We start from the raw sequence: 21,438 nt of genomic DNA on the forward strand, positions 1-21,438 counted from the left end.
GGCCATCTGTCAGCAGGTGATGGGCAGAATGCGGCTTTTATGCCGCTGTGGAGGTTTGCCCATGTCTTGCTGCCCGCCCAAGCTGTCGCCGCTCAAGCGGATGTTCTGGTTGCTGTGTACCAGTGTGTTGTTGTCCTCATCCGCCGTGGCACAGGACGGCCCGCTACGCCAGCGCCTCAAAGAGCGGCTGCAGCAACGCCAGGCCGAGCGTGCCCCCGCGCAGCCCAGCCCGACCACCATCACCCAGCCGGGTGACTACCGCCTGAGCCTGGTGCATCACGGCCTGTCGCGCAGTTACCTGGTGCATGTGCCCCAACGTGGCCTGGTTGGCCAACCAGTGCCGCTGCTGGTGGCGATGCATGGTGGTGGTGGCAACATGGACTTCCAGGCGGACGACAGCCGTTACGGGCTGATCAGTGCGTCTGAACGTGAAGGTTTTGTGGTGGCGTTCCCCAACGGCTACAGCCGGTTTGCGGGGGGCAAACTGGCGACCTGGAACGCTGGCAACTGCTGCGGTGCGGCCCGTGACGGGCAGGTGGACGATGTCGGTTTCATCCGCCAGATGGTCAGCCAGATCAGCGCCCAGCTGCCGATCAATCCACGCCGGGTGTACGCCACCGGCATGTCCAACGGTGCCATGATGGCCTACCGCCTGGCCTGTGAGGCGTCCGATGTGTTCAGCGCGATTGCCGCTGTGGCGGGCACCGACAACACCCGTGTGTGCCAGCCGGGCAAGCCGGTGTCGGTGTTGCACATCCATGCCCGAGACGATGGCCATGTGTTGTTCCATGGCGGTGCCGGGCCGGCTGCAGTCAACAAGTCAGCCGAAGCCGACTACAGCTCGGTGCCCAACACGGTGGCCAAGTGGACCGAGCTCAATGGCTGCAGCCTGCCACCCAAGCGGATGCTGGAGCAGGCCGGTGCCCTGTGTGAGTCTTATGCACCGTGCCAGGGTGGCGCACAGGTGCAGCTGTGTGTGACCAACACCGGTGGGCATTCCTGGCCTGGAGGTCACAAGCCACGTGGTACAGAGCCACCGTCGCAAGCCTTGTCTGCCAATGATGTGATGTGGGACTTTTTCAACCGACAACCCCTTTGAGTCAAGGGTTTCTGCCCCAGGCTGGTGCACAATTTGTGCGATTCGGACCCTGTTGTCCAGCGCCTTTTTGTCACTCTCTGAACCTGAAGGACCCGTCATGAGCAAGCAGACCAAGTTTCTCCTCAACGAAGACCAGATGCCCAAGGCCTGGTACAACCTGCAGGCGGATCTGCCCAAGCCGCTGCCTGTGGTGCTGCACCCCGGCACGATGCAGCCGGTGGGTCCGGACGACTTGGCGCCGCTGTTTCCGATGTCGCTGATCTTGCAAGAGGTCAGCACCGAGCGAGAGGTCGAGATCCCCGAACCGGTGCGTGATGTGTACCGCCTGTGGCGCCCGGCGCCGCTGTACCGCGCCCATGGGCTCGAAAAAGCCCTGGGCACCTGCGCCAAAATTTATTACAAGTACGAAGGTGTGAGCCCGGCGGGCAGCCACAAACCCAACACCGCCGTGCCTCAGGCCTTCTTCAACAAGGAGGCCGGGGTCAAACGTCTGGTGACCGAAACCGGCGCCGGGCAGTGGGGCACCTCGCTGGCGTTTGCGGGTGGGCACTATGGGCTGCAGGTCGAGGTGTTCCAGGTGCGCGTGTCGTATGACCAAAAACCCTATCGCCGCGCCATGATGGAAACCTATGGCGCGCGCTGCGTGGCCTCACCGTCGATTGAGACCGAATACGGCCGCTCGGTGTTGGCCAAACACCCCGACCACCGTGGCAGCCTGGGTATTGCGATCTCGGAGGCGGTGGAACTGGCGGTGCAGCGTGACGACACCAAATACGCGCTCGGTTCGGTGCTCAACCATGTGTTGTTGCACCAGACCGTCATTGGTCTGGAAGCCATGCAGCAGATGGAGATGGCCGACACCTGGCCCGATGTGGTGGTGGGCTGCACCGGCGGCGGCTCCAACTTTGCCGGTATGGTTTTTCCGTTCATTGGCCATGGCCTGCGCGGTGGCCCCAAACCCCGCATCGTGGCGGTGGAGCCGGCCGCTTGCCCGTCGCTCACACGTGGTAAATACGCCTATGACTTTGGCGACACCGCCGGTATGACACCGCTGACCAAGATGCACACCCTGGGCAGCCAGTTCACCCCGCCGGGTTTCCACGCGGGTGGTCTGCGTTACCACGGCATGGCACCGATGGTGTCGCACGCCAAGGAGCTGGGTCTGCTTGAAGCGGTGGCCTACAAACAGGTGGAGTGTTTTGAGGCCGGGGTGTTGTTTGCCCGCACCGAAGGCATTGTGCCGGCGCCCGAGGCCAACCACGCGGTGCGCGGCGCCATTGTGGAGGCCCTGCGCTGCAAGCGCGAAGGCAAGGCCGAGACGATTTTGTTTTGCCTCTCGGGCCATGGCCACTTTGACATGGCGTCCTACCAGAAGTATTTTGCCGGGCAACTCAGCGACGAGAGTTACGACGAGGCCGAGCTGGCGATGGCGCTGGCCGGTTTGCCCAGCGTGCCCGAACCCGCTTAAGCCTGCATCAGCTCCAGCAGCCTATCCAACCCGCCGGATTCGATCGAGACCTTGGCCTGCTCCCGCACGGCGGGTTTGGCGTGGTAAGCCACCGACAGGCCGGCCACACCCATCATCGGCAGGTCGTTGGCACCGTCGCCCATGGCAATCGCCTGACTCGGGTCGATCCCGAGCTGGGCGCAGGTGTGCAACAGCATGGTGCGTTTTTCGGCGCCGTCGCAGATGTCGCCCCAGGCCTGGTCCACCATGCGACCGGTGAGGGCACCATCGGCCACCTCCAACTGGTTGGCACGTGTGAAGTCGATGCCCAGGCGGTCACGGATGCGGTCGGTGAAATGGGTGAAGCCGCCTGAGACCAGCAGCACCTTGAGCCCGGCGGCCTTGCAGGCGGCCACCAGCTCGGCCGCGCCGGGGTTCAGGCGAAGACGCTCCTGGTAAATCTGGTCCATCTGCGCCAGCGTCACCCCCTTGAGCAGGGCCACACGCTGGCGCAGGCTTTCCTTGTAGTCGCTGATGTGGCCTTGCATCGCGGCCTCGGTGATGGCCGCCACCTCAGCCTTGCGGCCCACTGCGTCGGCGATTTCGTCCACACACTCGATGTTGATCAGGGTCGAGTCCATGTCAAAAGCAATGAGCTTGTAGTCAGACAGGCGCAGCGGCGGTGTGATACCTGCGATGCGCAGGCCGGGAGCAAATTCGGTGGAGGTCATGGAATGGAAAATACTATGAATAAAGTAGCTAACAGCGCCGTGTATCAAAGGGCTAGGTACCGATTTTCCTTGAAAAACCGCAGCGTCGTGTGTGTCACGGCTTTTTCAGGTAGAGCCGGTCCGACCAGGTGGCCAGCCAATCGGGTTTGTAAGCGACCAGGATCGCGGTGACCAGGCCGGTCAAAAACGCGTCACCCCAGGCAATGAGCCAATGCGCCACCAGGCTCAGGTCGTTGTCCACACCCGGCAGGATGTGCCCCGCCCACTGGCCCAGCACACCTGCGATAAACACACACACCACCGTGCCCAGAAACGCGCGGCCCAGAATGTAGACAAACAGGTGATGCCCGATCCAGCGGCGCACGGCCAAGCCCAGACCCAAGGCCAGCGTGGCAGGCACCAGGCCCAGCCAGACGGTCAGGTCCAGCGCGGTGTCCCCGCCCATCGGTGAGATCAGCGCGGCCAGCACACCCACAGCACACAAGACCGGCACCGCCAACGGCCAACCGAGCATCAGCACCAGCAGGCAGGCGCCCGAGCCCTGCAACTGCAGCGGCATCTGGTGCAGGCTGGGTAATGCCCACAACCAGGGCAGCAAGGTGAGTGCCGCGAGCATTGGTGTCAAGCGGGTGGCGCCTTTGAGCAGCTGCCATGGGCGCAGCAGCAGCGCAGCGCTCAGGCACAGCAGCAACAGGACAAGGTTGATGGATATGGCCGACATACTACAGACGTTGTAGCGACTTGGGCTTATTGAATAAGGGCTGGAGCCACATTTGTTATCAGACTCTGGGTGCGAGTTTCGCTCGCAGGTGTCGTGCCTGCAGTGGCCCCTTGGCGTCAAAACCTTGCTCGATGAAGTCGACGTGGTCAACGCCCAGACGCACCACACTGCAAGCGCGCGTGCCGTAGTCGGGCAGGGCCACAAAAACGGCGGACAGGGCGCGCTCCAGCGGCAGTGGCACACCGGTGGTGGGCAAATCGGCGTCGTCGGCGGTGCGCCGGTCTTGCAGAAGTGCCAGCAATGCGGCGTCGTTGGTCTGGCCTTGTGTGAGTTGTTGTTGCAGGCCCTTGGTCAAACCGTGCAGCTTGGGCCAGGGTGTCTGAAAATCGGCGTTGGACACCGCGCCCATACCTGTCAGCAGGGCCAGCACCCGGGCGTGGCGGCTCTCCAGCCCCATCAAATGGCTGCCGTCGTAGACCAGCAGGTTGAACGGGTTGTAGTTGTTGGCGTGTGAACGCAGTTCGTTCAGATAAGCCTCGGCGCTGAGATCACTGCGCAAAAAAGCGCTGACGAGTCCTCCACGTGAGGGGGCGTCAGCGCGTTGTTGGGTCGGGTCGCGGTGGTTGGTCAGCGCGGCCAGTCGGCCAGAGCGGCTGACCCCGAGCCAGGTGCCACCGGCTTGTAGATCGCGCCCGGCCAGGATGTCCGCGTCTTCCCACCAGCGCATCGCGGCAGTGGGGCGGGCGTAAAACTCGTCACGGTTGGCTACCAGCAGCAGCTTGTTGGGGCTGTCAGGCTGCCAGTGCCAGGCGATCAGGCACATTTTTGCCTACAAGAACCGGTCCAGGATCTTGCGGCTGTCGCGGCCCAGGTCGCTGGCATCACGGATCAGGAACTGGATGCCGTGTGAATCCGTCACCAGCAACATGCTGGTGCCGACACGGCGGATGTCTTCGTCCCCGCGCAGCACAAAACTGGTGTTGCCACGGTCGGTTTTGACGCGCCAGGTGCAGGGGGTGGAAAAACTCGTGACGCTTTCGATGCTCAGGATGGTGGGCATGAACTCGCGGAGTTGCAGCTCTTCTCGGATCAGGCTTTGTGCGGGCTCCGGTACATCGGCCAGTTGCTCAATCCAGGCCACTTCGTGGCCATCGGTGTGCACCAGCGAAATACCGACCTCGGGCGACTGGATCGGAAACGCACGCACAGGCACCACAGCTTCGACGACCTCACCAACAGAGGTCGTCAGAGTCAGCCGCCCAAAAGGGTTGCGGACCAGGGTAAAAGGGTGGCTGGTGGTCATTTGTCGTTCTTCCTGTCGTTCAAGCGGACTTGCGAGCGGTCATCCATGTCGACATCCATGTTGCGCGCCTGGGCTTCGTAGAGGTTGAAGTAGGCACCTTGGGCGGCCATCAGGCCGTCGTGGGTGCCGACCTCGACCACCTGGCCACGGTCCAGCACCACCAGACGGTCCGCGCGGTGCAGGGTCGAGAGCCGGTGCGCAATCGCGATGGTGGTGCGGCCCTTGACCAGGTTTTCCAGCGCGTTCTGGATCTCCTTCTCGGTCTCAGAGTCGACCGAGGAGGTGGCTTCGTCCAGGATCAGGATGCGTGGGTCGATCAGCAGCGCCCGAGCAATCGAGATGCGCTGGCGTTCACCGCCCGACAAACCTTGGCCGCGTTCACCAACCATCGAGTCGTAGCCTTGTGCCAGGCGCAGGATGAACTCATGCGCATGCGCGGCGCGTGCGGCAGCAATGATCTCGGCTCGGGTGGCATGGGGTTTGCCGTAGGCGATGTTCTCGGCAATCGTGCCAAAAAACAGGAACGGCTCCTGTAACACCAGCCCGATGTGGCGCCGGTAGTCGGCCACCGACAAAGCGCGCACATCGACACCGTCAACCTTGATCGAACCTTCGGACACGTCATAGAAGCGGCAGATCAAGTTGACCAAAGTGCTTTTGCCCGAGCCGCTGTGGCCGACCAGGCCAATCATTTCACCGGGGTTGATCGTCAGGTTGATGCCTTTGTTGACCTCGCGGTTGCCGTAGCGGAAGCTCACGTCGGTGATGTCGATGCGGCCTTGCACATGCGTCAGTTTCACCGGCTGAGTCGGTTCCGGCACGCTGGAGACGTGGTCCAGGATGTCAAAAATGCGTTTGGCAGCTGATGCCGATTTTTCGGTCACCGAGACAATGCGGCTCATCGAGTCCAGCCGGCCATAAAAGCGGCTGATGTAGGAGATGAAGGCCATCAACACCCCCACGGTGATCTCGGACTTGGACACCAGCCAGATGCCAAACCCCCAGACCACCAGCAGGCCCAATTCGGTCATCAGCGAGATGCTGGGTGCAAACACCGACCAGATCTTGTTGATGCGGTCGTTCACCGCCAGGTTTTGTTTGTTGGCCTCGCGAAAACGGGCCGATTCGCGGTCTTCCTGGGCAAAGGCCTTGACCACCCGCACACCCGGAATGGTGTCGGCCAGCACACTGGTCACCGCCGACCAGACCCGGTCGATCTTCTCAAAGCCGGTTTGCAAGCGGAAGCGCACCGAGCGGATCATCCACACAATAAAAGGCAGCGGCACCAGGGTGACCAGAGCCAGCCAGGGGTTGATCGAGATCAGGATCACTGCCGTCATGACCAGCATCAGCACATCCGAGGCAAAGTCCAGCAGGTGTAATGACAAGAATACACAGATGCGGTCACTCTCGCTGCCAATACGTGACATCAGGTCACCGGTGCGTTTGCCACCAAAGTACTCGAGCGACATGCGCAGCAGGTGGTCATAGGTGGTGGTGCGCAAATCCGCACCAATCCGCTCGGACACCAGCGCCAGGATGTAGGTCTTGGCCCAGGACAGGCCCCAGGCCAGCAAGGCGGCACCAAACAACCCGGCCAGATAACCCGCAACCACCATGGGTTCGATGTGTTGGCCATTCTGAAACGGGATCAGCACCTCGTCCATCAGCGGCATGGCCAGGTAAGGCGGCACCAGGCTGGCGGCGGTGCCCAGCAGGGTCAGCACCAGACCCGCGAACAACTGCCCCCGGTAGGGCTTGGCAAAACGCCACAACCTGAACAGGGTCCAGGTCGAAGGTGGGGTGTGGATCACCTTGGTGCAAATCGGGCATTCGTCCTGGTCGGGCGCCAGCGGCGCCTTGCAGCTTGGGCAGACATGGCCTTCGGGCAGCACCGGTGGTTCACCGCTGACACAACTGGTCTGGTGAATCTGGAACTGGTCAACAACGCGGATCGCATGCAGGTTACACGCCAGGGTAAAACACCAATGGGCCAGGCGGCCCTGGCTGTCGAGTAACTCCAGATGACCCACACCGGCGTGGTCGTACAGGTGCATGGCCAGGCCAGGCTGGTAGGCCCAGGCAGACCAGCTGGCATCAGGCGCGCGGCTCAGCACCCGGCGGTTGGTCACCAGCACCAGGCCTTGGACAAAATGCAGTTGGTGGTCCAGGTCAAACACCAGTTCGGCCAGAATGGCCTCACCATTTTGAAGTTGCGCCGACACATCGGCCCGCCAATCCGCCGGTATGTTTTGTGCAGAAAGATCAGAAAAAGAGGGGTCGTGGGTCATGGGGAACAGAGGTTAGCGGTGTGGCAGCCCAAGGCCGGATCGGGTCGGTTTGGGGCCTATGAATGGCCTGAGGATAGTCCGGGCAGGCTGGTTTGTTACAAATATTTGTAACTTTTGTACCTTGCGGATGATGGCAGGGGACCAAATGAACTGAAAATTCGGGGCTGTTGCTTAAATGAACACCTTTAAAAATTCATGACGACGAAGACCATGCAATTGCTTCGGGTAACCCACCTGAGGGGCCCCAACATCTGGACCTACCGTCCCGTCATCGAAGCCTGGATTGATCTTGGCGATCTGGAAGACTACCCCTCCAACACCTTACCCGGATTTTATGAGCGTTTGACGGCTTGGCTGCCCGGTCTGATCGTGCACCGCTGCGGCATTGGTGAGCCCGGCGGTTTCCTGCAGCGGCTGCGCGAGGGCACCTGGGCTGGACATATCCTGGAACATGTGGTTCTGGAGTTGCAAAACCTGGCTGGCATGCGCACCGGTTTTGGCAAAACCCGGCAAACCTCGCAGCGTGGCATCTACAAGATGGCGTTTCGCACCCGGCAGGAGCTGGTGGGACGCGCGGCGCTGGCCAGTGGGCTGGAGCTGGTCCATGCCGCCATCCACGACACCCCGTTTGACCTGCCTGCGGTGTTGACCCAGCTGCGTGAACTGGTGGACAGGCATTGCCTGGGGCCCAGCACATCACACATTGTTGAGGCAGCCACCGACCGGGGGATTCCGCACCTGCGGCTCAACGAGGGCAATCTGGTGCAGCTCGGTTTTGGGGCTGCGCAACGGCGCATCTGGACCGCAGAGACCGATCAGACCTCAGCCATCGCTGAAGAAATTGCGAGTGACAAAGACCTGACCAAGGCCTTGCTGCAGTGCAGTGGTGTGCCGGTGCCCGAAGGCCGGGTGGTCACTACCGTGCAAGAAGCCTGGGAGGCCGCCCAGGATGTGGGTTTGCCGGTGGCGGTGAAGCCTTACAACGGCAACCACGGTCGTGGGGTCTCGCTGGACCTGAGCACACAAGCAGATGTTGAAACCGCTTTTGTGCTGGCGCTGCAACGGGGCGAAAGCAAAGTGATTGTGGAGCAGTTCATTCCTGGCAATGAACACCGTTTGCTGGTTGTGGGGCGGCGTGTGGTGGCCGTCGCCCGTGGTGAAACCGCCTGGGTCACCGGTGACGGCGTCTCCAACATCCTGACCCTGGTGAACCAGCAGCTCAACACCGACCCACGGCGTGGTGAAACAGAGGACTTTCCGCTCGGTGTGGTCAAGCCGCATGAGTCTGGTGAGATCATTCTGGAGCTCGAACGCCAGGGTTTTACAGCCTATTCGGTGCCTGCTGCAAGCGTCAAGGTGCTGATTCAACGCAATGGCAATGTGGCTTTTGATGTGACGGATGACGTTCATCCCAGCGTCGCCGCTGTGGCGGCCTTGGCCGCGCGCGTGGTCGGGCTCGACATTGCGGGTGTGGACATGGTGCTAGAGGACGCCTCACGACCCCTGTCTGAGCAACGTGGTGCGGTGATCGAGGTCAATGCGAGCCCGGGGTTGCTGGCGCATTTGAAACCGGCCAGTGGCGAGCCCCGCCCGATTGGGGCCGCCATCATGGACCATTTGTTTGGTGTGGCACACAACACCGATAAGCTGGGTCGCATCTCGGTGGTCGGTGTCACTGGCCGCAGCCATGCCACCCCCGTGGCGCGTTTGATTGCCTGGCTGCTGCACAACAAGGGTCACAAGGTTGGCTTGGCCTGCCGTGACGGTTTTTACCTGGGTGCACGCCGTGTGCATGCCTGTGACAGCACGAGCTGGGACGCTGGCCAGAACCTGTTGATCAACCGTTCTCTGGACACAGCCGTCTTTGAACACAACAGCCACCGCATCCTCAGCGAAGGCCTGGCCTATGACCGATGTGATGTGGGTGTGGTGACCGACATCGGTGACTTGGCTGCACTGGCTGAGTTCTACATCGATGACCAGGACAAACTGTTTAACGTCGTACGCACCCAGGTCGATGTGATCCTGTCACACGGCACGGCCGTGCTCAACGCCGATGATGCCCAGGTGGTGGATCTGGCTGCTTTGTGCGACGGCAAAGTCATTTTTTATGCCCTCAACCCAGCGTCAGAGGTCCTCGCTGCGCACCGCGGCAGAGGTGAGGCGGTGGTGTTTATTGAGGGGGGGCAGCTGGTGCTGGCCAAAGGACAGAGCACCGTGGCGCGTATCGCATTGAATGCATTGGGTGCCGATATCCAGGCTTTGCCCGGCGCGGTGCTGGCCGCCGCCGCCGCTGCCTGGGCGCTGGGCATCACCGCAGAATTGATTGGTGCCGGTTTGCGCACCTTCGGGTTGACACCCACCAAAAAACACATTGAGCCATGAAGTTATCCCGTATTCGAGCCCTTCGCGGCCCCAACCTTTGGACGCACCGCACCGCCATTGAGGTGGTAGCCAGCTGCACGCCTGCTGAGTGCACGGTGACCGCAGACCCCGGGTTTGATGCCCGACTTCATGCCTGTTTTCCTGCCATTGGTGTGGTGCATACGGGCGGACAGGACAGTCCACTGAGTCTGGCCCATGTGCTGGGGGTGGCTGCACTTGGTTTGCAGGCCCAGGCTGGTTGCCCGGTGACCTACCGGCGCACCACACAGACGCTGGAGACCGGTGTGTTCCAGGTCATCGTGGAGTACACCCAGGAAGAGGTGGGGCGACTGGCACTGGAGCTGGCGCAGGAGCTGTGTCTGGCGGTGCTGGAGGGGCGGTCTTTTGATTTGCAACAGGCCTTGGCGCAGCTGCGTGATCTCGACGAAGACGTGCGCCTGGGCCCCAGCACCGGCACCATTGTGGATGCGGCGGTGGCCAGACAGATCCCGTTTCGGCGCATGACCGAGGGCAGCATGATCATGTTTGGCTGGGGCAGTCGGCAGCGCCGCATTCAGGCCGCCGAGGTGGACCGCACCAGTGCCATTGCCGAGGCGATTGCGCAGGATAAACAGCTCACCAAGAAGCTCTTACATGCGGCAGGTGTGCCGGTGCCGCAGGGGCGTGAGGTCAGCAACACCGATGATGCCTGGACCGCCGCGCTGGAGATTGGCCTGCCGGTGGTGGTCAAGCCCAAAGATGGCAACCAGGGCAAAGGTGTCACTGTCAACATCGCCTCCAAAGAGCAGTTGCTGGCCGCCTACCAGACGGCCGCCGAGTTCAGCCGCAAAATTTTGGTGGAAAAGTTTTTGCCGGGCCACGACTTTCGCCTGCTGGTGGTGGGTGACAAGCTGGTGGCCGCAGCCCGACGCGAAGCCCCCCATGTGGTGGGTGACGGCATCCACAGCGTGCGGGCGTTGGTGGACGAGGTCAACAAGGACCCGCGCCGTGGTTCAGGCCACGCCACCTCGCTGACCAAAATCCGTTTTGACGACATCGCCCTGGCTTGCCTGGCCGGGCAGGGCCTGCAGGCGGACTCGGTGCCGACCAACGGGCAACGTGTTGTGTTGCGGCGCAATGCCAACCTGTCCACCGGTGGCTCCGCGACCGATGTCACCGACGATGTCCATCCGGAAGTCGCTGCACGCGCTGTGGCAGCCGCCCAGATGGTCGGTCTGGACATCTGTGGTGTGGACATGATGACCGAGAGCATCCACCACAGCCTGGAGGAAAAAGGCGGTGGTGTGGTGGAGGTCAATGCCGCACCCGGTCTCCGTATGCATGTGTCGCCCTCGTTTGGCAAAGGCCGCCCGGTTGGCGAGGCGGTCATCAACCACATGTTTGGTCCCCATGACAATGGTCGGATCCCGCTGGTGGCGGTGACCGGCACCAATGGCAAAACCACCACCGTGCGCCTGATCTCGCATCTGCTGGCCCAAAGTGGCCTGCGTGTGGGCATGACCAATACCGATGGTGTGTTTGTGGCTGGTCAGCGTATCGACACCGGTGATTGCAGCGGCCCCAAGAGCGCCCGCAATGTTCTGGCTCACCCCGATGTGGATGCTGCCGTGCTGGAGACAGCGCGGGGTGGCATGCTGCGTGAAGGTCTGGCTTTTGACCGCTGCGATGTGGCGGTGGTGACCAATGTGGGCAGTGGCGACCACCTGGGCCTGAACTACATCACCACGGTGGAAGATCTGGCGGTGCTCAAACGGGTGATTGTGCAAAACATCGGCACCCACGGTGTGGCGGTGCTGAACGCGGCCGACCCGATCGTGGCGGGCATGGCCAAACACTGTTCTGGCTCGGTCACGTTTTTTGCCGCCGACCGGGATCACCCCGTGATGGCCACCCATCTGGCACAAGGCAACCGGTCGGTGTTTGTGGAAGACGGCTGGCTGGTGGCTTGCCAAGGTGAGGTCCAGCACAGGCTGGCCTTGTCCGAGGTGCCCATCACCCTCAATGGCAGCATCGATTTCCAGGTTGAAAACGTCATGGCCGCAGTGGCTGCAGCCTGGGGACTGGGTCTGGATTGGGACGTGGTCCGCGCCGGTTTGGCCAGTTTTTCCAATGACAGTGACAACGCCTTGGGGCGCTTTAACCTGTTCTCCTACCGCGGTGCCACCGTGATTGCGGACTACGGCCACAACCCCGATGCCATGTCGGCCTTGGTCCAGGCGGTCCAGTCCATGCCTGCCCGCAAGCGTTCGGTGGTGATCAGTGGTGCTGGTGACCGGCGCGACGAAGACATCCGCCAGCAGACCCAGATCCTGGGTCAGGCGTTTGATGACGTGGTCTTGTACCAGGACCAATGCCAACGCGGCCGCGCTGACGGTGAGGTGATTGCGCTGCTGCGTGAAGGCCTCAACGGCGCCGCCCGCACACGCTTGGTGCAGGAGATCACGGGTGAGTTTCTGGCGATTGACACTGCCATGGACAAGCTCGGTGAGGGTGATTTGTGCCTGATCCTGGTGGACCAGGTGGAAGAAGCATTGGCGCACATTCGCGCCAAGATCGCGGCAGGCTAAAGCTTTTCCGGTGTGTTCAGAGACTGCGCCCCTGGCTTCAAACCCAGGGGCGCAGTGTTTTGGTGGCTACCACTCACGCAGTGGCTTTCTCCTGCGCCAGTGGTTGTCCCAGGTTTTTGAGAATGTCACGCACCATCTGGGCCCGGTCTTTGGCCTCGGGCAGTTCGCGCTCGATACGCAGTTTTTCATTGCCTGCCAGTTTGATGTGTTTGTTTTTCTGGATCATTGCAATGATCTTCATCGGGTCAATCGGCGGGTTTTTCTTGAAGGTGATACTGATCACACCGGGCGCGGCATCCACCTTGGTCACACCATAGGGCTGGCTCAGCACCCGCAGCCGGTGCACATCGATCAGGGTTTGCGCCTGCGTTGGCAGTTTGCCAAAACGGTCGATGATTTCCTCCAGCAGGCCATCAATCTGGTTCGTGGTTTTGGCGGTGGCCAACTTTTTGTAGAACGACAGGCGCAGGTGCACGTCGCCACAATAGTCATCTGGCAACAGCGCCGGGGCGTGTAAGTTGATGTCGGTGGCCACGTTCAGCGGGTTGAGCAGGTCGGGCTCGATACCGGCCTTGAGGCAACGCACGGCCTCGCTCAGCATCTCGTTGTAGAGCTGAAATCCCACTTCGAGCATGTTGCCACTCTGGTTTTCACCGAGCACCTCGCCGGCACCCCGGATTTCCAGATCGTGCATCGCCAGGTAAAAACCGCTGCCCAGTTCTTCCATGGCCTGGATCGCGTCCAGGCGTTGTTGCGCCTGTTTGGTCAGGCCTTCCAGATCGGGCACCATCAGATACGCGTAGGCCTGGTGGTGGCTACGACCCACCCGGCCACGCAACTGGTGCAACTGGGCCAGACCAAACTTGTCGGCGCGGGCCATCACAATGGTGTTGGCGGTGGGCACGTCGATGCCGGTCTCGATGATGGTGGAGCACAACAACAGATTGCTGCGTTGTGCCACAAAGTCACGCATCACCGCCTCCAACTGGCGCTCGGGCATCTGGCCGTGGGCTACGCTGATGCGGGCTTCGGGCAGCAACTCTTCGAGTTTGGCGCGGCGGTTTTCAATCGTTTCGACCTCGTTGTGCAGGAAGTACACCTGGCCGCCACGTTTGAGTTCACGCAGCACCGCCTCACGGATCACGCCTGCACCTTCGGTGCGTACAAAGGTTTTGATCGCCAAGCGGCGCTGGGGCGCGGTGGCAATCACACTCAAATCACGCAAGCCTTCGAGTGCCATGCCGAGGGTACGCGGGATAGGCGTGGCGGTGAGGGTCAGCACATCCACCTCGGCACGCAGGGCTTTCATCTGTTCCTTGTGGCGCACGCCAAAACGGTGTTCCTCGTCGATGATCAGCAGGCCCAAGTCTTTGAACTTGGTGGACTCTGACAGCAGCTTGTGGGTGCCGACCACAATGTCAATGGTGCCGTCCGCCACACCTTTGAGTGCTGCGGTGATTTCCTTGCCAGAGCGGAATCGGCTCATCTCGGCCACTTTCACCGGCCATTTGGCAAACCGGTCGACCAGGGTTTGGTAATGCTGTTCGGCCAGCAGCGTGGTGGGTGCCAGAAAGGCTACCTGTTTACCACCGGTGATGGCAATGAAGGCAGCGCGCAGGGCGACTTCGGTCTTGCCAAAACCCACGTCGCCACAGACCAGCCGGTCCATCGGGCGCGGGCTGATCATGTCCTGGATCACCGCGTGGATGGCGGCTTTCTGGTCGGCGGTTTCTTCAAAGCCAAAGTCATTGGCAAAGGTCTCGTAGTCGTTCGGGCTGTAGCGGAAGGCGTGGCCCTCGCGGGCGGCGCGGCGGGCGTAGATGTTGAGCAACTCGGCGGCACTGTCGCGCACCTGCTCGGCGGCGCGGCGTTTGGCCTTGTCCCACTGGCCGCTGCCGAGTTTGTGCAACGGCGCCTCGTCCGGGCTGACGCCGGTGTAACGACTGATCAGCTGCAGCTGGCTCACCGGCACATAAAGGGTTGCCTTGTCGGCATACTCCAGATGAAGAAACTCTTGTATCTCCGCATCGCCATTGGGTAATTTGTTACCCAGGTCCAAGTTGATCAGGCCCCGGTAACGGCCAATGCCGTGGGCGCTGTGCACCACCGGGTCACCCACCTTGAGTTCACTCAGGTCCTTGATCAGCGCCTCCACATCGCTGACCTGCTCCTGTTTTTTGCGTTTGCGGGTGGTTGGGCTGGCGGCAAACAGCTCGGTCTCGGTGACAAAGTCGACACCACTTTCCAGCCAGCTGAAACCGGTGGCCAGGCTGCTGGTGGCGATGCCGATCTTTTCGTCGCTGTCCAGGAACTCCTGCAGCGAGTCAAACGCCGGTGGGTCAAAGCTGCTGGCATGCAAAAAGTCGAGCAGGCTGGCGCGCCGACCTTCACTCTCGGCCAGCACCAGCACCCGTTGTTGGGTGTTGCGGATGTGGCTCTTGAGGCGGACCAAAGGGTCTTCGGCACCACGGACCACCGTCATTGGTGGCAGGGCTTCAAATTCGGCGTAAGGCGACTGGCCCTCACCCCCGCCCTCTCCCGGGGGGAGAGGGGGCAAAACCAGGGCGTTTGGTGCATCAGTTCCCTTTCCCCCAGGGAGAGGGCGGGCTTTGATGGCCAGCTGGGCATGCTGGTTGACCCGGCCGTAAAACTGCTCGGTGCTCAGGAACAGTGTTTCGGGTGGCAATACCGGGTGCTCCGGGTCACCTTGCACCAGGCGGTAGCGCTCACGGGTGTCTTGCCAGAAATGGGCAAACGCGGGCTCCAGGTCACCATGCAGGACCACGGTGGCAGCGTCGCCGAGGTAGTCGAAGACGGTGGCTGTGTCTTCAAAAAACAGCGGCAGGTAGTACTCGATGCCCGCGGTGGCCACACCATTGCCAATGTCCTTGTAGATGCGGCTGCGCGTGGGGTCGCCTTCGAGCAGCTCGCGCCAGCGGCTGCGAAACCGCGCGCGTGCGTCCTCGTCCATCGGGAACTCGCGCCCGGGCAAGAGGCGCACCTCGGGCACCGGGTATAGGCTGCGCTGGCTGTCGGGGTCAAAGGTGCGGATGGAATCGATCTCGTCGTCAAACAGGTCCACCCGAAACGGCACCGGGCTGCCCATCGGGAACAAGTCGATCAGACCGCCGCGTACCGCGTATTCGCCGGGGCTGACCACCTGCGTCACATGGCTGTACCCGGCCAGGGTGAGCTGCGCCTTGAGTTTGGATTCGTTGAGCTTTTGTTTGACCTTGAAGTGAAAGGTGGTGCCCGCCAGAAAACTCGGTGGCGCCAAGCGGTACAGCGCGGTGGTAGCAGGCACCACCACCACATCGGCGCCGGTGTCCTTGTCGTGCTGGCTGATGCGCCACAAGGTGGCCAGGCGTTCACTGATCAGGTCCTGGTGCGGTGAAAAGGTGTCAAACGGCAGCGTCTCCCAGTCCGGGAACAACACGCAGCGCAGCTCTGGCGCAAAAAAAGCCATTTCGTCAATCAGGCGCTGGGCATCGGGTGCATCGGCGGTGACGATGGCTGTCACCTTGCCACTGGCCTTGTCACGCAAGGCCAGTTGGGCCAGCAGCAGCGCGTCGGCCGAACCGGTGGGGCGGGGCAGGGTGTAGCGCTTGCCGGGGTTGAGTTTGGGTAATTCCATGCGAAAGTGTGTCAGGTAGAAACGCCAAAACCCTGCGCAAAGATTGGCAGGGTGTGTTGTCATGGATTCTAGAATGCAGCCCAGACCATGACTGAACTCACCGATATCACCCTTACACCCAGCACCACGCCACGCTGCTGGGCCCTGATTCCCTGCGCTGGCAACGGCTCACGTGCGGGCGCCGCTGGCCCCAAGCAGTACCAGGTGCTGGCGGGTCAACCGATGGTGATGCACACCCTGGCGGCGTTTGCCGAGGTGCCGCGTATTGACCAGACGCTGGTGGTGGTGTCTTCAGATGATGCGTTTTTTCAGACACCGCAGTGGAAGGATTCATCTTTTTTGATAGCGTCTTGCGGAGGTTCTACAAGGGCTTCAAGTGTTTTTAATGGTTTGAATGCGCTGCTGGCCGAGGGTGCAGTCCCACACGACTGGGTGCTGGTGCACGATGCGGCGCGTTGTCTGATCACCCCGGCGCAGATCAACCAGTTGCTCGATGCTTGCCTGAGCGACGAAGTGGGTGGTCTACTTGCCCTGCCGCTGCCCGACACACTCAAATCTGGCCAAGCTGGCCGGGTTGCCAGCACCTTGCCACGCGTCGACAAATGGCTGGCGCAAACACCGCAGATGTTCCGCATTGGTAGCCTGCTCGAAGCGCTGGAGCTGGCGGGTGACGCGGTCACCGACGAATCGAGCGCGATCGAAGCCATGGGGCTGGCCCCCAAGCTGGTGCCCGGCAGCGCCCAGAACTTCAAGGTGACCTACCCGGAAGACTTTGCGCTGGCGCAGGCGGTGCTGTTGTCGCGCGCCCCTGATACACAAACAAGGTCAACACAATGAATTTCAGAATTGGCGAAGGCTGGGACACCCATGCCCTGGTGGCTGGGCGCAAACTGATCCTGGGTGGGGTGGAGGTGCCTTTCCACCTGGGGCTGCTGGGGCACTCGGACGCCGATGCGCTCTTGCATGCGATCACCGACGCGCTCTTGGGCGCTGCCGCTCTGGGTGACATTGGCACCCATTTCCCCGACACCGACGCGGCCTTCAAGGGCGCGGATTCCAGTGTGCTGCTGGCCGAGGCGGCGCGGCGGGTGCGGGCCAAAGGGTTTGAGATTGGCAACATCGACAGCACCGTGATCGCCCAGGCGCCCAAGCTGATGCCACACATTCCTGCCATGCGCGCCCACATCGCGCAGACCTTGGGCCTGCAAGCCGATCAGGTCAACGTCAAGGCCAAGACCGCTGAAAAAATGGGGCCGGTCGGGCTGGGGCATGCGATGGAAGCGCGGGCGGTGGCGTTGCTCTACAAAACAGCTTGACACGGCTCTCACACCCCCTTGTGCAAAACATCGGTCGCTAGCCCTTTGATTACAAGGGTGTATAGCTCTTTTTAAAAGAGCATCTGCAGCTTCGGATCCTTGCGCACTATTCTCTGCGGCAGGGTTCAACAAGCATGCGCTGGGCCAGTTGCCGGGCCGGGTCGTCAGGCATCCACATGCCTGGCACGATGCCCCCATCCCGACACCGGGCCGGACATTCCGCTACGCTCAGCCGCTGTCTGATGTCGCTCAACCACCAAGAGTCCCCCCATGAAAACACAAGCCGCCGTCGCCTGGAAAGCAGGCCAGCCCCTGACCATTGAAACCGTGGACCTGCAAGGCCCCAAATTCGGCGAAGTGCTGGTCGAAATCAAAGCCACCGGCATTTGCCACACCGATTACTACACCTTGAGCGGCGCCGACCCCGAAGGCATTTTCCCGGCTATCCTGGGCCATGAAGGCGCGGGCATTGTGGTGGATGTCGGCCCGGGCGTGACCACGCTGAAAAAGGGCGACCACGTCATCCCGCTCTACACCCCCGAATGCCGCCAGTGCAAGTTTTGCCTCTCGCGCAAAACCAATCTATGCCAGCTGATTCGTGGCACCCAGGGCAAGGGGCTGATGCCCGACGCGACCAGCCGTTTCAGCCTGGATGGTGAGCCGATCTTCCACTATATGGGCACGTCCACCTTCAGCAATTACACCGTCGCACCCGAAATCAGCCTGGCCAAAATCCGTGAAGACGCGCCGTTTGACAAGGTGTGTTACATCGGTTGTGGTGTCACCACCGGCATTGGCGCGGTGCTCTTCACCGCCAAGGTGGAAGCGGGCGCCAACGTCGTCGTTTTTGGGCTGGGCGGCATTGGGCTGAACGTGATCCAGGGGGCCAAGATGGTCGGTGCCGACAAGATCATCGGGGTCGATATCAACCCGGCCCGCCAGGAGATGGCGCGTAAATTCGGCATGACCCATTTCATCAACCCCAAGGAAGTTGCCAATGTGGTCGACAGCATCGTCCAACTGACCGATGGCGGCGCAGACTACAGCTTTGAGTGCATTGGCAACACCCAGGTGATGCGCCAGGCGCTGGAGTGCACCCACAAGGGTTGGGGCCGCAGCATCATCATCGGCGTGGCCGAAGCCGGGGCTGAGATCAGCACCCGCCCGTTCCAGCTGGTGACCGGGCGCAAGTGGGAAGGTTCGGCCTTTGGCGGTGCTCGTGGCCGCACCGACGTGCCCAAAATTGTCGACTGGTACATGGAAGGCAAGATCAACATCGACGACCTGATCACCCACACCATGCCGCTCAAAGACATCAACAAAGGCTTCGACTTGATGAAAAGCGGCGAGTCCATCCGCGGTGTGGTGATTTATTGATCAAAACAGGCGCTAGCCCTTATTCATCAAGGGCGAGAAGCTATCAATAAAATATCAAATGAACCTGTCTCCCTTGCAACTCCTCAGTGAACATGGCTGCTTTGGTGGTCTGCAGCGTTTTTACCAGCATGACTCGCGTGAAATCGGTTTGCCGATGAAGCTGTCGGTTTACCTGCCACCACAGGCGGCGCACGGCCCGGTGCCTGCCGTGGTGTACCTGGCGGGCCTGACCTGCACCGAAGAAACCTTCATGGTCAAAGCCGGTGCCCAGCGTGTGGCGGCTGAACTGGGCCTCGCCTTGATTGCCCCCGACACCAGCCCGCGCGGCGCAGGTGTGGCGGGCGAGGCCGATGCCTGGGACTTTGGCGTGGGCGCCGGTTTTTACCTGGACGCCACCGAAACCCCCTGGGCCAAAAACTGGCGCATGGAAAGTTACTTGATGCAGGAGCTGCTGCCCCTGCTGGGCCAGAACATGCCGCTGGACCTGCAGCGCTTGGGTATCACCGGCCACTCCATGGGCGGGCATGGGGCGTTGACACTGGCGCTCAAACACCCGGGCCGCTTCACCTCACTGTCGGCCTTTGCACCGATCTGTGCGCCCAGCCTGTGCCCTTGGGGCCAGAAAGCCTTTGGCAACTACCTCGGAGCCGACCAGACAGCCTGGGCTGCACACGATGCCAGCGCACTGATGCGTGGCCAAAGCGCCGCGCCTTTTCCTGGCGGCATCCTGATCGACCAGGGACTGGCCGACAAATTCCTGGCAGAACAGTTGCACCCCGAGCTGTTTGAGGCTGCCTGCGTCCGTGTGGGCCAGCCGCTCACCTTGCGCCGCCACGCGGGGTATGACCACGGCTACTACTTCATTGCCAGCTTCATGGCCGATCATCTGGCGCACCACGCGCGGGCGCTGTGCTGAGAATGCGCCACAGGTCTTGAGGTTTTGTCACTTGCTTCAATAATTGGATCCCAACCCACTGGGAGTGGGTTATCCGCATGTTGTCGCCACATGCACAGCCCCGTTCTGACAACCCAAGTGATGGGAGAGCCATGAGCATCAAACGTTTGATCGATGCGGTTGAGAAAATTTTCCTGGCCTTGATCGCCTGCTTCACCGTGATTGCGATGGGTCAGGAAATCTGGGTGCTGGTCGAAAACCGGCGAGTGGCCTTGCAAGACCTGCTGCTGATGTTCATCTACGCCGAGGTGCTGGGCATGCTGGGTGCGTTTTATGTGCGCCAGCGCAACCTGATCATCTTGCCCCTGTTCATCGCGATGACCGCGCTGAGCCGCCTGATTGTGTTGCAAGGCAAAGACTCCGACCCGATTGTTCTGTTGTACGAGGCCGGCGCCATTTTGCTGATTGCGCTGGCCTGCTGGGTCGTCAGCCGGATGCGTACAGAGGAGTGATCGGTCTCGGGTAGAAATTTCTATTCTAAGAAAAATTGGCATCCAGCCCTTTATTCAAAAGGGCTGATAGCTATCTTTAGCAGAGCGTTTTCAGGGGGATATCATGCTCAGCCGCCAGCGCCTCCAGCGCCTCACGGCAGAGCCCGGCGACAAAGTGGGCGATGGCCTGGTGTGTGCTTTCCTCCTGCATCATGGCCATACCGCGCCAGGGCAGGCCCGCTACCGTACATAGGGTTTGGGCAAAGTGGGGTTCCAGCGCGGCCAGCGCCACGCGGCCATCCAGGCAGGGGTAAATCTGGTAACCGGCATGGCCACCACCCAGCAGGGTGCCGGGCAGGGTGGCGCCCCAGCGGCGGGGCGAGGCCAGGTGGGCGGCGGCGTCGGACAAGGCCACTTCTATCCAGCTGCCCTGGCCGCTCTGGCGCTGCAACAGCACAGCTTGCAACACCGCCTCGCTGGCCATCAGCGCGCCGCCCATGTCGGCGTACAGGGTGGTCGGCAGGTCCAGGCCAGTGATCAGACCGTTATCGGCGAGGTAGGTCAGGTCATGGCCCGGCAGGTCGGCGTTGACACCGGGTGCGCCGACGATGCTGACCATGGACAGCTTTGGGTAACGCGGCTGCAGGCTGGCCCAGTCCAGACCCAGTTTGCGCAGCGCATTGGGGCGAAACGAGGTCAGCAGCACATCGGCCTGCGCCAGCTCGGTATGTAAGACCGCCTGGCCTACTTCGGTTTTGAGGTTGACAACCTGAACCTCAATGCCCTCATGCAAGTCCCGGTAGGCAGCCGGGCTGTAGTGGCTCATCGGGTCGCCGGTGAGGCCGGTCGCCACATCGGTGTCGCCGATGGACTGTGGTGCGGGCGGCTCCAGTTTGAGACAACGTGCGCCCATCTGGCGGCAGCGCTGTATCGCGGCGGGGCCGGGCAGATTCAGGCTCAGGCTTAGGACCTGGACCCCCGTCAGGGCCTGGGGCAAATGCGTAGGTGTGGCGAGCATGGGTTTGGGGTGGGGCGGGCGGATGGCCCATTTTGACGCAGTGGTCCAGGACCATCACATAGCTGTGCAACTGTCCTATGCCAAGCGCTGCAAAGTGTCATTCACATGACGGCGGGCAAGCATATAAACGCATCATGGGTATTGGGCTGGCGCTGGAGGAGCC

At 61.6% G+C, this 21,438-nt stretch carries 16 protein-coding genes; 9 read left to right on the forward strand and 7 right to left on the reverse strand.

The features are described from left to right. Positions 1 to 61 precede the first annotated feature (61 nt). Entirely contained in the window at positions 62 to 1,099 is a 1,038-nt protein-coding gene (locus tag KKO72_RS15715; protein ID WP_214940717.1) for a PHB depolymerase family esterase, read from the forward strand. 97 nt (positions 1,100 to 1,196) lie between these two features. Next, positions 1,197 to 2,567 carry a TrpB-like pyridoxal phosphate-dependent enzyme gene (locus KKO72_RS15720; RefSeq protein WP_214940720.1) on the forward strand — a complete coding sequence of 457 codons (1,371 nt, stop codon included), beginning with the start codon at positions 1,197 to 1,199 and terminating at the stop codon, positions 2,565 to 2,567. On the opposite strand, the gene serB is transcribed toward KKO72_RS15720, so the two are convergent. The 5 genes from serB to KKO72_RS15745 form a co-directional block, all read right to left on the reverse strand. Further along, on the reverse strand, positions 2,564 to 3,277 hold the full coding sequence (gene serB / locus KKO72_RS15725; RefSeq protein WP_214940723.1) for a phosphoserine phosphatase SerB: 714 nt from the start codon (positions 3,275 to 3,277) through the stop codon (positions 2,564 to 2,566). The genes KKO72_RS15720 and serB overlap by 4 nt on opposite strands. A 94-nt stretch (positions 3,278 to 3,371) precedes the next feature. Next, positions 3,372 to 3,989, reverse strand: coding sequence for an energy-coupling factor ABC transporter permease (locus KKO72_RS15730; RefSeq protein WP_371736892.1), 618 nt, complete (start codon positions 3,987 to 3,989; stop codon positions 3,372 to 3,374). 67 nt (positions 3,990 to 4,056) lie between these two features. Next, positions 4,057 to 4,821, reverse strand: a complete 765-nt coding sequence (locus KKO72_RS15735) for an NRDE family protein (protein WP_214940727.1) — start codon at positions 4,819 to 4,821, stop codon at positions 4,057 to 4,059. A 6-nt stretch (positions 4,822 to 4,827) separates the two neighbouring features. Beyond that, positions 4,828 to 5,301 carry a DUF1854 domain-containing protein gene (locus KKO72_RS15740; protein WP_214940729.1) on the reverse strand — a complete coding sequence of 158 codons (474 nt, stop codon included), beginning with the start codon at positions 5,299 to 5,301 and terminating at the stop codon, positions 4,828 to 4,830. After that, complete coding sequence (locus KKO72_RS15745) at positions 5,298 to 7,592, reverse strand: ABC transporter ATP-binding protein (protein ID WP_214940731.1); 2,295 nt, start codon at positions 7,590 to 7,592, stop codon at positions 5,298 to 5,300. The genes KKO72_RS15740 and KKO72_RS15745 overlap by 4 nt, the downstream gene beginning before the upstream one ends. Before the next feature lie 195 nt (positions 7,593 to 7,787). Between KKO72_RS15745 and cphA (KKO72_RS15750) the strand changes: the two genes are divergently transcribed. Both cphA (KKO72_RS15750) and cphA (KKO72_RS15755) read left to right on the forward strand, forming a co-directional pair. Beyond that, entirely contained in the window at positions 7,788 to 9,977 is a 2,190-nt protein-coding gene (gene cphA / locus KKO72_RS15750) for a cyanophycin synthetase (protein ID WP_214940753.1), read from the forward strand. Beyond that, positions 9,974 to 12,544, forward strand: a complete 2,571-nt coding sequence (gene cphA / locus KKO72_RS15755; protein ID WP_214940757.1) for a cyanophycin synthetase — start codon at positions 9,974 to 9,976, stop codon at positions 12,542 to 12,544. The genes cphA (KKO72_RS15750) and cphA (KKO72_RS15755) overlap by 4 nt, the downstream gene beginning before the upstream one ends. Before the next feature lie 73 nt (positions 12,545 to 12,617). On the opposite strand, the gene mfd is transcribed toward cphA (KKO72_RS15755), so the two are convergent. Continuing rightward, the gene (gene mfd, locus KKO72_RS15760; protein WP_214940760.1) at positions 12,618 to 16,178 is read right to left on the reverse strand and encodes a transcription-repair coupling factor; all 3,561 of its coding nucleotides are present in this window, start codon (positions 16,176 to 16,178) and stop codon (positions 12,618 to 12,620) included. A gap of 87 nt (positions 16,179 to 16,265) precedes the next feature. Between mfd and ispD the strand changes: the two genes are divergently transcribed. The 5 genes from ispD (at position 16,266) to KKO72_RS15785 (ending at position 20,278) form a co-directional block, all read left to right on the forward strand. Then, the gene (gene ispD / locus KKO72_RS15765) at positions 16,266 to 17,015 is read left to right on the forward strand and encodes a 2-C-methyl-D-erythritol 4-phosphate cytidylyltransferase (protein WP_214940763.1); all 750 of its coding nucleotides are present in this window, start codon (positions 16,266 to 16,268) and stop codon (positions 17,013 to 17,015) included. Continuing rightward, positions 17,012 to 17,494 carry a 2-C-methyl-D-erythritol 2,4-cyclodiphosphate synthase gene (gene ispF / locus KKO72_RS15770; RefSeq protein WP_214940780.1) on the forward strand — a complete coding sequence of 161 codons (483 nt, stop codon included), beginning with the start codon at positions 17,012 to 17,014 and terminating at the stop codon, positions 17,492 to 17,494. Before ispD ends, ispF begins: the two co-directional genes overlap by 4 nt. A gap of 270 nt (positions 17,495 to 17,764) precedes the next feature. Further along, complete coding sequence (locus KKO72_RS15775) at positions 17,765 to 18,871, forward strand: S-(hydroxymethyl)glutathione dehydrogenase/class III alcohol dehydrogenase (RefSeq protein WP_214940783.1); 1,107 nt, start codon at positions 17,765 to 17,767, stop codon at positions 18,869 to 18,871. Positions 18,872 to 18,929: 58 nt separating this feature from the next. Next, positions 18,930 to 19,787 carry an S-formylglutathione hydrolase gene (gene fghA, locus KKO72_RS15780; protein ID WP_305849457.1) on the forward strand — a complete coding sequence of 286 codons (858 nt, stop codon included), beginning with the start codon at positions 18,930 to 18,932 and terminating at the stop codon, positions 19,785 to 19,787. Between the two features lie 131 nt (positions 19,788 to 19,918). Next, positions 19,919 to 20,278, forward strand: a complete 360-nt coding sequence (locus KKO72_RS15785; RefSeq protein ID WP_214940787.1) for a phosphate-starvation-inducible protein PsiE — start codon at positions 19,919 to 19,921, stop codon at positions 20,276 to 20,278. A 76-nt stretch (positions 20,279 to 20,354) separates the two neighbouring features. Here the strand turns inward: KKO72_RS15785 and KKO72_RS15790 are convergent, their stop codons facing one another. Beyond that, positions 20,355 to 21,275 (reverse strand): CoA transferase, encoded by a 921-nt coding sequence (locus KKO72_RS15790; RefSeq protein ID WP_214940790.1) that lies wholly within the window; start codon positions 21,273 to 21,275, stop codon positions 20,355 to 20,357. Between the last annotated feature and the right edge of the window lie 163 nt (positions 21,276 to 21,438).

Origin of the sequence: Rhodoferax sp. U11-2br, assembly GCF_018619435.1 — a bacterium.
In the GTDB taxonomy this organism is placed as follows: Bacteria; Pseudomonadota; Gammaproteobacteria; order Burkholderiales; family Burkholderiaceae_C; genus Rhodoferax.

What these genes read in the sequence shown, in the direction of transcription:
- KKO72_RS15715 (WP_214940717.1), top strand. Translation starts at nt 62, where the DNA reads ATGTCTTGCTGCCCGCCCAAGCTGTCGCCGCTCAAGCGGATGTTCTGG.
- KKO72_RS15720 (WP_214940720.1), top strand. Translation starts at nt 1,197, where the DNA reads ATGAGCAAGCAGACCAAGTTTCTCCTCAACGAAGACCAGATGCCCAAG.
- serB (WP_214940723.1), bottom strand. Translation starts at nt 3,277, where the DNA reads ATGACCTCCACCGAATTTGCTCCCGGCCTGCGCATCGCAGGTATCACA.
- KKO72_RS15735 (WP_214940727.1), bottom strand. Translation starts at nt 4,821, where the DNA reads ATGTGCCTGATCGCCTGGCACTGGCAGCCTGACAGCCCCAACAAGCTG.
- KKO72_RS15740 (WP_214940729.1), bottom strand. Translation starts at nt 5,301, where the DNA reads ATGACCACCAGCCACCCTTTTACCCTGGTCCGCAACCCTTTTGGGCGG.
- KKO72_RS15745 (WP_214940731.1), bottom strand. Translation starts at nt 7,592, where the DNA reads ATGACCCACGACCCCTCTTTTTCTGATCTTTCTGCACAAAACATACCG.
- cphA (WP_214940753.1), top strand. Translation starts at nt 7,788, where the DNA reads ATGACGACGAAGACCATGCAATTGCTTCGGGTAACCCACCTGAGGGGC.
- cphA (WP_214940757.1), top strand. Translation starts at nt 9,974, where the DNA reads ATGAAGTTATCCCGTATTCGAGCCCTTCGCGGCCCCAACCTTTGGACG.
- mfd (WP_214940760.1), bottom strand. Translation starts at nt 16,178, where the DNA reads ATGGAATTACCCAAACTCAACCCCGGCAAGCGCTACACCCTGCCCCGC.
- ispD (WP_214940763.1), top strand. Translation starts at nt 16,266, where the DNA reads ATGACTGAACTCACCGATATCACCCTTACACCCAGCACCACGCCACGC.
- ispF (WP_214940780.1), top strand. Translation starts at nt 17,012, where the DNA reads ATGAATTTCAGAATTGGCGAAGGCTGGGACACCCATGCCCTGGTGGCT.
- KKO72_RS15775 (WP_214940783.1), top strand. Translation starts at nt 17,765, where the DNA reads ATGAAAACACAAGCCGCCGTCGCCTGGAAAGCAGGCCAGCCCCTGACC.
- fghA (WP_305849457.1), top strand. Translation starts at nt 18,930, where the DNA reads ATGAACCTGTCTCCCTTGCAACTCCTCAGTGAACATGGCTGCTTTGGT.
- KKO72_RS15785 (WP_214940787.1), top strand. Translation starts at nt 19,919, where the DNA reads ATGAGCATCAAACGTTTGATCGATGCGGTTGAGAAAATTTTCCTGGCC.
- KKO72_RS15790 (WP_214940790.1), bottom strand. Translation starts at nt 21,275, where the DNA reads ATGCTCGCCACACCTACGCATTTGCCCCAGGCCCTGACGGGGGTCCAG.